Below are 10440 nucleotides of genomic sequence, written 5' to 3'. Positions count from 1 at the left end.
GGGCGGCAGTCCTCAGCATTTGGGTTGATTCAACGGTCTCGCTCACAAGAGCCTTTCAGATGATTACAGCAACATGACCAGTGCAATGACGATGAGTGCGACTGCGAAGAGCGCAGCAACACCCAGCACTACATAGGGTACTTTGGATGGTTCTTCCCCAACAAGGATCCGGCCGTCGTGACCGGTGACCTCGCTGGCGCGAATACGTGTCCCCGGAGGATTCTCAGTCTCTTCGTCCTCGTAATCAGGATTGGGAAGTGCCCAGGCCTCTGGAACGGTTTCCATCGGACGGGTCTCGGGGTTGGCCGCAAGTGCGCGAGCCGCGTCATCGGACGAGGTTCCAGTGCCTGCAGCAGACGAGTCGTTGGTTGATGTCGTCCCTGCGTTCTGGCCTCGGCCGGAGTCGCCGCGGGCCTTCGAAGGCTGATCGGTGCCGGTGTCTGGAGTCGCCGCCGGACTGTCGACCTCCGGGATCTGGGCCGAGGCGGCTGTGACGACCCGGACTCCGGAGCTGCTCGGCGGCTGCACGATCGGCATCCGCCGTGAGCGGCTCGTCCCGCCGCCCTCATCGGTGGCATCATCGTTGAGCGCATCGCCGGCGGCTGCTGACTGTCCAAGTCCTGATGACTGCGCCGGAGTTGGTGCCTGGGCCGGGGCTGGTGCCTGCGCCGGGTCTGGTGAGTCCTCCGTGTGCTGCTCAGGCTGGGCCGGCTCAGGCTTCGGCTGTACAGGCGGCGCTGGTTCAGCGGCGGGCCGCCTAGGAGCAGACGAAAGAGCATAATCTTTGACTGGCGATTCTGCAGGTCCCGACGGGGAGCTGGTCGCTGCTGCTCCCGGGTCCAGATCTTCGATCGGCTGGGAGAGTGCATCGCGCGGGGCATCGTCGAAGGCAGTCGGTCGCGGTGCGGAGGCCGCGGTGACCGGAGATTCGAAGTCTCGTGCGGCGACTTCGTCGGCCGAACCGCCGAATCCAGCGGTGTCGAAGGATTCGTTCTCGCCGGCGGCAGCCTCGTCTGATTCCTCGGGCGCTGTCGTTCCCGGTCCTGCGACGACAGGGGTCGCTCCGGTGGAGAGGTCGCCTTCACGAGACAGCCCGTTATCGCGAAGGTAGCTTTTACGGGCGGTGCGCGAATCGAAATGGGGCAAGGGGGCTTGTTGAGGATCGACGGGCTCCGCCGCTTCGACCGGAGGTCGCGACTCCTGCGCCTGGTCGGCAGATGAAGCGCCGCGCTCAGGTACGGCTTGAGACGGTGACTCGGTGTCCGCCGGCGAGTCGGGTGCCTGGCCCCGTGCTGGCGGCGGGCTCAGCAGGTCGGATCGATCGTTCGATGACGGCTCTTTTGGCTGCTCAGGTGTCTCTCGTGCTTCGAACGCCTGTTCCGCAGCCACCCGCTCGGCTTCTCGCCTGGCACGGCGTGACGTGAACTGCTCCTCAGCCATTTTCACTCCTGTACAACTCGTATTTCGCGATGTACTGAACGACCCCGTCCGGTACGAGATACCAGACGGGCGCCCCATCCATCACCCGTAGTCTGCAATCCGTGGACGATATCGACAGTGCAGGGATCTGCACCAAGCTCAACCTGTCCACCGGAAGGCCCTCACTGCGAAGTTCGTGCCCCGGGCGACTCACTCCGACGAAGTGAGCCAAGGAAAACAGCTCGTCTACATTCTTCCACGTCAGGATCTGAGCCAAAGCGTCCGCGCCGGTGATGAAGAACATCTCTGTGTCGGATCCGTAGTTCCTGGCCAGGTCCCGCAGGGTATCGATGGTATAAGTGGGACCTGGACGATCAACGTCGGCTCGAGAGACTGTGAAGCGCGGGTTCGACGCGGTTGCGATGACGGTCATCAGATACCGATGTTCGGCGCTGGTGACCTCTCCGGCATCCTTCTGATAGGGACGTCCGGTGGGTACGAAGACGACCTCGTCGAGATCAAAGGTCGACTGCACCTCACTGGCTGCGACCAGGTGACCGTGGTGAATGGGATCGAAGGTGCCACCCATGACACCGACCCTGCGTGTTTGCTTAGCCATATCAGTGGCGGTTGGAGATGCCCTTCCACGACCGGCTCACTGCTGCCATCGAGAGGAAGATCGCGAGGGTGATGAGTCCGAAGAAGATCGGATCCATGGGCAATTCGGTGTGGTGGGCTGCCTTCTCCGCGCCTTCGGCAACGGTGGTCAACAGGGCTGCGTTCACGTGCTCTCTCCTTCTCGATGATGATGACGCGGTCTGTCTGCGTCGCAGTGCTTATGCTTTCAGTTTCTCATGAACGGTGAGACAAGTGGGCATCGACGTAAGTATCGGTGGCGTCTGAGTGCACCGTCGGTGTGCTTTGGCCCGGTCTGCGTCAGCTGCGGATCTGACCATTGCCCATCATGACCCACTTCGTGGTCGTCAGCTGTTCGACTCCCATGGGTCCGCGGGCGTGGAGCTTCTGGGTCGAGATTCCCACCTCTGCACCGAAGCCGAGCTCTCCCCCATCGGTGAACCGTGTGGACACGTTGACTCCGACTGCTGCGGCGTCGATGGCAGTGACGAATGTCTCAGCATTGTCGATGTCCTTAGTCACGATCACCTCGGTGTGGCCTGAGGAATAGGCGCGAATATGCTCGATCGCCTCGTCGATTCCCGACACGACCTTCACCGCCAGTTCGAGGTCAAGGTATTCCTTGGCCCAGTCGCGTCGAGAGACACGTTTGACCTTCATCGTCTCCGGTGCCAACGCCGCGACAGTGGTGTCGGCGTGCAGAACGACTCCGGCCTTGTCGAGGCGGTCGAGTATCTTGGGAAGGACGCGCTTGGCTGCCTTCTCATGGACCAACAGGGTCTCAAGCGAGTTGCAGACACTGGGACGATGTGTCTTCGAGTTGACCACGAGGTCGACCGAATTCTTGACGGTGGCCGATGAATCGATGAACATATGGACATTCCCGATTCCGGTTTCGATCACCGGAACCAGCGAATCCTGCACCACTGTGTTGATGAGTTCAGCGCCACCGCGTGGAATGAGGAGGTCGACGTAGTCACGCGCGTTCATGAGCACGTTGGCACCGTCACGTCCGAACTGGTCGATTCCGCTGATCGAATCTGCAGGCAGACCAGCCGATTCCACGGCTTTGCGCAGCACGGAGACGATCTCAGCATTGGAGTTCTGGGCCGCTGAGCCTCCGCGCAGGACGCTGGCATTGCCGGCCTTGAGCGCGAGGATCGCGATGTCGACAGTGACGTTGGGACGGGCTTCGTAGATCGCACCGATGACTCCCATGGGCACACGGTTCTGAGTCAGTCTGATGCCGTTGGGCAGAACTCGTCCCACGACGACGTTGCCCACTGGATCGTCAAGATCGATGACCGTCCCCACTGATGCGGCCATGGCTTCGATGCGATCATGGTCGAGTCGCAGGCGGTCGAGGAGACCTGAGTTCATTCCGTTGTCGATGCCGGCGGCGATGTCGACTTCATTGGCTTTGACGATTCGCTCGGAATTCTCACGCAGGGCGTCGGCGATCGCGCGCAGCCCGGCGTCCTTCTCTGCCGTCGATGATGTCGCCAGGTGAGCGGCAGCGCTCTTTGCGTTCCTGACTACTCTGGTGACACCCCGGACGGTCTTGGGATGTATCTCGGATACAGCGGTCATGGATTATCTCCCCCCGCTCACGTGCGTGAGTACGAGATCATTGCGATGGATGACCTCTTTACGGTAATCATTTCCGAGTCGGGTGCCAAGTTCGTCCGTGGACATGCCGAACATCCCGGGCAGCTCCTGCGATGAGAAGTTGGTCATGCCGCGGGCGATGACTTCACCACCGAGGTTCCGAATCTCGATCGGGTCGCCAGCTTCGAAGTCACCGGTCACACCGGTCACACCGGCAGCCAGCAGCGAGGTTCCGCGGGAGAGCACGGCGGATTCGGCCCCATCGTCGATGGTCACCGAGCCGAAGGTGCGGGCCAGATGGCGCAGCCAAAGCAGACGTGTCCCCCGACGTTTATGCGTCACCGAGAACCACGTGCCCACGTGTTGACCACCGAGCACTGCTGAGATCTTCTCTGCCGAGGTCAGCACCGCGGGTATTCCCGAGTCGGCAACCATGAGCGCGGCTTCGACCTTCGTCGCCATGCCCCCTGTGCCGGTGCCGGCGGCCCCGGTCCCACCGATGGCGATGTCGCCGAGATCGGCGATGGAGGAAACCTGCTCGATGCACACAGAATCGGCCAGATTCGGCGGGCCCGAATAGAGAGCGTCGACGTCGGAGAGCAGAACGAGGGCGTCTGCGTGCGACAGGTGTGCGACAAGTGCAGCCAGTCGATCATTGTCACCGAAACGGATCTCTTCTGTCGCCACAGCATCGTTCTCGTTGACGATCGGCAGTGTCCCGAGAGCCAGAAGTTTGTCGATGGCACGTTGAGCGTTCTTGTACCGAGTGCGTCGGATCAGGTCATCGGCTGAGAGCAGCACCTGACCGGGCACCAGGTCGTAGCGACCCAGCGCCCGGGTGTAGGCGGCCATGAGCAGACCCTGGCCGACTCCGGCAGCGGCCTGCTGTGTGGCAAGGTCACGGGGCCGTTTATTGAGCCCCATGGGTTCGAGCCCGGCCGCAATCGCGCCGGAGGACACGAGGATGACTTCATGTCCGGCGGAGCGATGGGCACCGATGACATCGGTGAGCGCGATCAGCTTCGCCTCGTCCAACCCTCCGTCGAGGGTGGTCAGTGACGAAGAGCCGACCTTGATCACGATGCGGCGTGCAGCTGCGATGTCGGTGCGCGCCGAGATGCTGCCAGAATCGGTGGACTGGCTGTCGCTCATTCCTGACCGGACTCGGAATCGGAGGTGATGCCGGTCGAACTTTCGCGTCCGCGACCGGCACGCTCTGCGAGGCGCTCCTGTTCGAACTCGGCACGAACAGCGGCCTTCGCATCCATACGATCGTGGAATGCGGCCTTGCGTTCCTTACGAGTGGAACGGGCATCCTCATCCAGACGCAGGTCGGTACCGCGGCTGCCCAGCAGCTCGGCGCCGCCGACGCTTGTCGGATCCCAGTCGAAGACGACGCCGTCGTCTCCGCCGATCACGATGGTGTCACCTGGCTTCGCTCCGGCTTTGAACAGTGACTCTTCGACTCCGAGGCGATCGAGGCGATCTGCGAGATAACCGACGGCCTCGTCGTTGGCGAAGTCTGTCTGCCGCACCCACCGCTCGGGTTTGACGCCGCGGATGCGGAAGACAGGACCGTCCTCGTCGCTTTCGGCTTGAATCTGGAAGCCACGGTCGTCAACGGCCTTAGGGCGGATGACGACTCGCTTCGGCGTCGCCTCGAACTCTGCCCGACGCTCACGTTCGGCCGAGACGAGTTCAGCCATCGCGAAGGACAGCTCCCGCAGACCCGTGTGGCTGACGGCGGAAATCTCAAATACTCGATAACCGGCGGCCTCCAGATCGGGCCGGACGATATCGGCCAAGTCATTGCCGTCGGGGATGTCGACCTTGTTCAGCGCCACGAGCTTGGGACGTTCCGACAGAGGCAGCAGACCGTTTCCGTCATCGAGGTCGACAGCATAGGCAGCGAGTTCCGATTCGATGATGGTCAGGTCCGAGACGGGATCACGGCCCGGCTCCCATGTCGCCATGTCGACGACATGGACCAATCCGGCACAGCGTTCGACGTGTCGGAGGAACTCAAGACCGAGGCCCTTGCCTTCTGATGCTCCCGGGATGAGGCCTGGGACATCGGCGATAGTGTATCGCACGTCGCCGGCCTGGACCACGCCGAGGTTGGGCACGAGTGTGGTGAACGGATAGTCCGCGATCTTCGGCTTGGCTTCAGACATGGCCGCGATGAGGCTGGATTTGCCGGCTGAGGGGTAGCCGACGAGCGCGATGTCAGCGATCGTCTTGAGCTCGAGCACCAAGCTGAGTGCTTCGCCCGGCTCACCCAACAGGGCGAAGCCCGGGGCCTTGCGCTTGGACGAAGCCAGAGCCGCGTTGCCGAGGCCGCCGCGGCCACCTGCGGCAGCGACGTATTCTGTTCCGGCATCGACGAGGTCGGCGATGATCTCGCCGTTCTGGTTCTTCACGACCGTGCCGTCAGGGACGGCGATGATGAGGTCACCGCCATCCGCACCATGGCGCAGATCGCCCTTGCCGATGCCGCCGTCGTTTGCAGTCAGATGCGGACGGTGGTGCAGCGGGAGCAGCGTTGTGGTCTGAGCGTCGACGACGAACTTGACGTCACCGCCCTGACCACCGTTGGCACCGTCAGGGCCGCCAAGAGGTTTGAACTTCTCGCGCCTGATCGAGGCGCACCCGTTGCCGCCGTCTCCGGCGGAAAGATGGACTGTGACACGGTCTATGAACTCGGTGGCCATAATGTCCTTATATCAGATGAAGGGTGAGTCTCTAGACTCACCCTTCATGGACCCCTAGCAGGGGAAAAACAGAACTAGTCGATCAAGCGCCGACGATGTTGACGATCTTGCGACCATTGCGTTTGCCGAATTCCACGGCTCCTGCGGACAGTGCGAAGAGCGTGTCGTCTCCGCCGCGTCCGACGTTGGCGCCTGGGTGGAACTTGGTTCCGCGCTGGCGAACGATGATCTCGCCGGCCTTGACAACCTGTCCGCCGAAGCGCTTCACACCGAGGTACTGCGCGTTCGAGTCGCGACCGTTGCGGGACGAGCTGACTCCCTTTTTGCTTGACATGTGAAGTCTCCTCTTACTTGATGTTCGTGATCTTCAGACGGGTGAGGTCCTGGCGGTGGCCCTGACGCTTCTTGTAACCGGTCTTGTTCTTGTACTTCTGAATGATGATCTTGGGGCCGCGAAGTTCATTGACGACCTCGGCGCTGACCGCAACCTTCGACAGGGCATCAACGTCGGTTGTGACAGTCTCACCGTCGACGAGGAGGACTGCATCGAGTTCGACGCTTTCCCCGGCCTTCGCCTTCATTCGGTTGACTGTGATGATGTCTCCGACGCTGACCTTTTCCTGATGGCCACCGGCACGGACAATGGCATAGACCATGGTCGAACCCTTTCTGTTCATACACAAACGAACGGCGGTTGATCCCTTGGCTCCCGCGGAAGGTTTTCCCCGGGTGTCCCATTGAGAGGAATCACCAGCCGTGGTGCGTCGTGCGCACCGACGATCAAGTCTAGTGGATTCGACCGCTGTTGGGCAAACCGCTCGAGTTGAAGAACTCAGGCCTCCCGGGTCTCAGCGATCCGTTCGTGATGACGGATCACCTCGGCGACGATGAAGGTCAGGAACTTCTCTGCGAACTCCGGGTCCAGGTGCGCATCTTCGGCCAGCCTGCGGAGGTGGGCGACCTGCCTGCCCTCCCGCTCGGGATCTGCGGGAGGCAGACCGTGGTCAGCCTTCAGCTCACCGACTGTCTCTGTGAGCTTGAATCTCTCGGCGAGCAGATGGATGAGCGCTGCGTCGATGTTGTCAATGCTTCCGCGCAGTTCCAACAGCCGCTCCTGGGCATGTGTCTTGTCGTTGATCTGATCCACGTGCACCAGTCTAACGAGACTCGCGGCAATCCATCGACGACGCACGGAGGCCGACCCCGCGCCATTGCGGAATCGGCCTCAGAGAAGCTGCGCTCAGACCATCTCCTCCACAGGAACGGCGTCCTTCGTGTCGGGATCCATGAGCGTACCGGCCTTGCGGTCGGCCAGATACTTCTTCATCTCCTTCTTCACCACCGGCATCAGCATGTACAAGCCGAGGATGTTGATGAACGCACAGAGGAACAGGGCGGCATCGGCGAACTCGACGATCTTGCTGAAGCTGGCGATGCACCCGATGACCACGAACGCACAGACAAGCACACGGAAGACTGTGACCGCGCCCTTCGACTTGCCGAAGAGGTAGGCCCACGCACGTTCTCCGTAGTAGGCCCAGGTGATGAGGGTGGAGAAGGCGAAGAGTGCGACCGCGATAGCCAGAAGCACCGGATACCAACCGGCGACGGTGGAGAAGGCGTCCGAGGCCAAGGCCACACCGCCGATCTCACCCTCACCGAGGTCATTGGTGTAGGACGGCTGGTTGGCGACGATGATGGTCAGAGCGGTCATAGTGCAGATGATGACCGTGTCCACGAAGGGCTCGAGCAGAGCAACGAAGCCTTCTGAGACCGGCCGACGGGTCTTGACGGCTGAGTGCGCGATGGCGGCCGAACCGATGCCGGCTTCGTTGGAGAAGGCCGAACGCTGGAAACCGATGACCATGACGCCGACGATGCCGCCGGCGATCCCCTGAGGTGCGAATGCCCCTTGGAAGATCTCGCCGAAGGCCTGTGGGATCTGGGCGAAGTTGATGGTCAAGACCAACAGACAGGAGATGACGTAGAAGATTCCCATCGCCGGAACGAGCTTGTCGGTCACGTGGGCGATCGACCGGATTCCGCCGAGGATGACGAGTCCGACGAGCACGGCGAAGATGATGCCGAAGATCAATGACGCCAAGGCCCCGCCGAGGAAGCCCTCGGCGCCGCCCGTAGCGGTGCGCACCTGAGCGAAGGTCTGGTTGGCCTGGAACATCCCGCCGCCGACGACACCGAAGATGAGGATGGATACCGCGAAAATGCCGGTGAGGACTGAGGCGACGGGTTTCGACAACTTGCGGAATGCGATGGGCAGGTACTTGAAGGGACCACCGTAGACGACGCCGTTTTCGTCGATCTCTCGGTACTTGACGCCCAGTGTGCACTCAACGAACTTCGTACACATGCCGAGGAGGCCGGCGATGATCATCCAGAAGGTGGCGCCGGGACCGCCGAGGGCGATGGCGACACCGACACCGGCGATGTTTCCCAGTCCGACGGTGCCGGACAGTGCCGAGGCCAGAGCTTGGAAGTGTGTGATCTCCCCGGGGTCGTTCTTGGTCGAATGCTTTCCTCGGATGACTTCGAGTGAGACCTTGAATCCGCGGAATTGGATGAAGCCGAAGTAGACACTGAAGATGAGTGCCGCACCGATGAGCCAGAGAACGACGAAGGGGAAGGAAACAGGGCCGAGGGTGATGGGAAAGAAGATGATCCCGCCGAAGAAGGTGGCGATCGGATCGAACCAGGAGTTGATTGCATCATCAACCGGTGATTTGGGGGCATCTGCTGCCAATAACAAAGTGTTCATGGTGCAATAACCTGCCGCACCCCTTGGACGGTGGCAAGCTCTACAGCACAGGAGACGAATACAGTTACCCAACTGTTACGTGCGTCACACTGAGGAGGTATTGGTGAGATGCTCGTCTCAGTCTGTGTCCTAGACTGAAACCATGACTCAGAACCCTCATCAGCACCTTCCGCCTCCGAACCAGCCAGGATCTCAGCCGACATCACAGCAGCCTCTCCCCGGGCGCGGCCAGCATCCCGGATCCGGTGCTCAGGGCAACCCGCAGCGTTCCGTTCGTCAGGGTAACCCGCAGCGGCCCCTTCAGGGTGGACCGCAGAGGTCCCCTGGAATCCCTCCGGAACAGAGCCGACCTGGGCCGTCGAGAATCACATCGGTCGAGGGCGAACGTGTCACGGAGACCTCGGCGGGCGGCGTATCTGGATATTTCGCTATCGTCGGCGGGGTCATCCTGTTGATTCTGGCACTTCTGCTCGCGGTGTTCGGGCTCATCATGACCGTTGCCCAGGCAGCGGTCGGGGTCATCCTCATCGCACTCGCCATCGTCATGTTCATTGCCTCGATGTTCATGTTCAAGGGGTGCACCTCCGTGGCTCCGGGCAATGCTGTCGTGCTCCAGCTCTACGGGAAGTACGTCGGCACGGTGCGCCAATCAGGGCTGCGCTTCGTCAACCCCTTCTATTCGAAGATTCAGGTATCGACACGCATCCGCAATCACGAGACGTCCACACTGAAGGTCAACGACCTCGACGGCAATCCGATCGAAATCGGCGCCGTGGTCGTCTGGCAGGTCCAAGACACGGCTCAGGCCCTGTTCGAGGTCGATGACTTCGAGGAGTTCGTCGCGATCCAGGCCGAGACAGCTGTGCGCCACATCGCAAACTCCTATGCCTACGATTCCTCGGATCCGAATCGGATGTCTCTGCGCGACAACGCCGATGAGATCACATCGAAACTCTCCAATGAGGTCGCAGCACGAGTCGCCGCCGCTGGCGTGACCATCATCGAATCGCGCATCACGCAACTGGCCTACGCCGCAGAGATTGCACGGGCCATGCTCCAACGCCAGCAGGCTACAGCGGTTGTTTCAGCCCGCCAGCTCATCGTCGAAGGTGCTGTAGGCATGGTCGAGACCGCCATTGAGCAGATCGAGGGGCGCGGGATCGTCAAGCTCGGACATCTCGAGCGCAGCGATCTCGTATCGAATCTGATGATCGTACTCTGCGGTGATCAGGCTGCGCAGCCGACCATCAGTACTACGAGGAATCAGGAATCCAAGAACTGAGGCGTGGGGGG

The 10440-nt window shown here is 61.4% G+C and carries 11 protein-coding genes; 1 reads left to right on the top strand and 10 read right to left on the bottom strand.

Annotated elements, in window-relative coordinates; translation table 11 throughout:
- Positions 1–63: 63 nt before the first annotated feature.
- The 10 genes from ACE03M_RS04040 to ACE03M_RS03995 form a co-directional block, all read right to left on the bottom strand.
- Entirely contained in the window at positions 64–1440 is a 1377-nt protein-coding gene (locus ACE03M_RS04040) for a hypothetical protein (RefSeq protein WP_485932830.1), read from the bottom strand.
- Entirely contained in the window at positions 1433–2038 is a 606-nt protein-coding gene (gene nadD, locus ACE03M_RS04035; protein WP_143921535.1) for a nicotinate-nucleotide adenylyltransferase, read from the bottom strand. Before nadD ends, ACE03M_RS04040 begins: the two co-directional genes overlap by 8 nt.
- A gap of 1 nt (position 2039) precedes the next feature.
- A complete protein-coding gene (locus ACE03M_RS04030; RefSeq protein ID WP_167389343.1) occupies positions 2040–2204 on the bottom strand; it encodes a hypothetical protein in 165 nt (54 codons plus the stop codon).
- A gap of 151 nt (positions 2205–2355) precedes the next feature.
- On the bottom strand, positions 2356–3645 hold the full coding sequence (locus tag ACE03M_RS04025) for a glutamate-5-semialdehyde dehydrogenase (protein ID WP_485932829.1): 1290 nt from the start codon (positions 3643–3645) through the stop codon (positions 2356–2358).
- 3 nt (positions 3646–3648) lie between these two features.
- On the bottom strand, positions 3649–4815 hold the full coding sequence (gene proB, locus ACE03M_RS04020; protein ID WP_143921533.1) for a glutamate 5-kinase: 1167 nt from the start codon (positions 4813–4815) through the stop codon (positions 3649–3651).
- A complete protein-coding gene (obgE, locus tag ACE03M_RS04015) occupies positions 4812–6374 on the bottom strand; it encodes a GTPase ObgE (RefSeq protein ID WP_143921532.1) in 1563 nt (520 codons plus the stop codon). Before obgE ends, proB begins: the two co-directional genes overlap by 4 nt.
- 82 nt (positions 6375–6456) lie before the next feature.
- Positions 6457–6708 carry a 50S ribosomal protein L27 gene (rpmA, locus tag ACE03M_RS04010; RefSeq protein ID WP_143921531.1) on the bottom strand — a complete coding sequence of 84 codons (252 nt, stop codon included), beginning with the start codon at positions 6706–6708 and terminating at the stop codon, positions 6457–6459.
- A 13-nt stretch (positions 6709–6721) separates the two neighbouring features.
- Positions 6722–7030, bottom strand: a complete 309-nt coding sequence (rplU, locus tag ACE03M_RS04005) for a 50S ribosomal protein L21 (protein ID WP_029417392.1) — start codon at positions 7028–7030, stop codon at positions 6722–6724.
- Positions 7031–7206: 176 nt separating this feature from the next.
- Positions 7207–7521 carry a chorismate mutase gene (locus ACE03M_RS04000; protein WP_143921530.1) on the bottom strand — a complete coding sequence of 105 codons (315 nt, stop codon included), beginning with the start codon at positions 7519–7521 and terminating at the stop codon, positions 7207–7209.
- Positions 7522–7614: 93 nt separating this feature from the next.
- Entirely contained in the window at positions 7615–9147 is a 1533-nt protein-coding gene (locus ACE03M_RS03995; protein ID WP_143921529.1) for an alanine/glycine:cation symporter family protein, read from the bottom strand.
- 142 nt (positions 9148–9289) lie between these two features.
- Here ACE03M_RS03995 and ACE03M_RS03990 point away from each other — a divergent pair, with 142 nt between their 5' ends.
- A complete protein-coding gene (locus tag ACE03M_RS03990; RefSeq protein WP_485932828.1) occupies positions 9290–10429 on the top strand; it encodes an SPFH domain-containing protein in 1140 nt (379 codons plus the stop codon).
- The last annotated feature ends 11 nt before the right edge of the window (positions 10430–10440 follow it).

Source organism: Brevibacterium sp. AGC70 (assembly GCF_057334195.1).
This window is presented reverse-complemented; position numbering and strand designations above follow the sequence as displayed.

What these genes read in the sequence shown, in the direction of transcription:
- ACE03M_RS04040 (WP_485932830.1), bottom strand. Translation starts at nt 1,440, where the DNA reads ATGGCTGAGGAGCAGTTCACGTCACGCCGTGCCAGGCGAGAAGCCGAG.
- nadD (WP_143921535.1), bottom strand. Translation starts at nt 2,038, where the DNA reads ATGGCTAAGCAAACACGCAGGGTCGGTGTCATGGGTGGCACCTTCGAT.
- ACE03M_RS04025 (WP_485932829.1), bottom strand. Translation starts at nt 3,645, where the DNA reads ATGACCGCTGTATCCGAGATACATCCCAAGACCGTCCGGGGTGTCACC.
- proB (WP_143921533.1), bottom strand. Translation starts at nt 4,815, where the DNA reads ATGAGCGACAGCCAGTCCACCGATTCTGGCAGCATCTCGGCGCGCACC.
- obgE (WP_143921532.1), bottom strand. Translation starts at nt 6,374, where the DNA reads ATGGCCACCGAGTTCATAGACCGTGTCACAGTCCATCTTTCCGCCGGA.
- rpmA (WP_143921531.1), bottom strand. Translation starts at nt 6,708, where the DNA reads ATGTCAAGCAAAAAGGGAGTCAGCTCGTCCCGCAACGGTCGCGACTCG.
- rplU (WP_029417392.1), bottom strand. Translation starts at nt 7,030, where the DNA reads ATGGTCTATGCCATTGTCCGTGCCGGTGGCCATCAGGAAAAGGTCAGC.
- ACE03M_RS03995 (WP_143921529.1), bottom strand. Translation starts at nt 9,147, where the DNA reads ATGAACACTTTGTTATTGGCAGCAGATGCCCCCAAATCACCGGTTGAT.
- ACE03M_RS03990 (WP_485932828.1), top strand. Translation starts at nt 9,290, where the DNA reads ATGACTCAGAACCCTCATCAGCACCTTCCGCCTCCGAACCAGCCAGGA.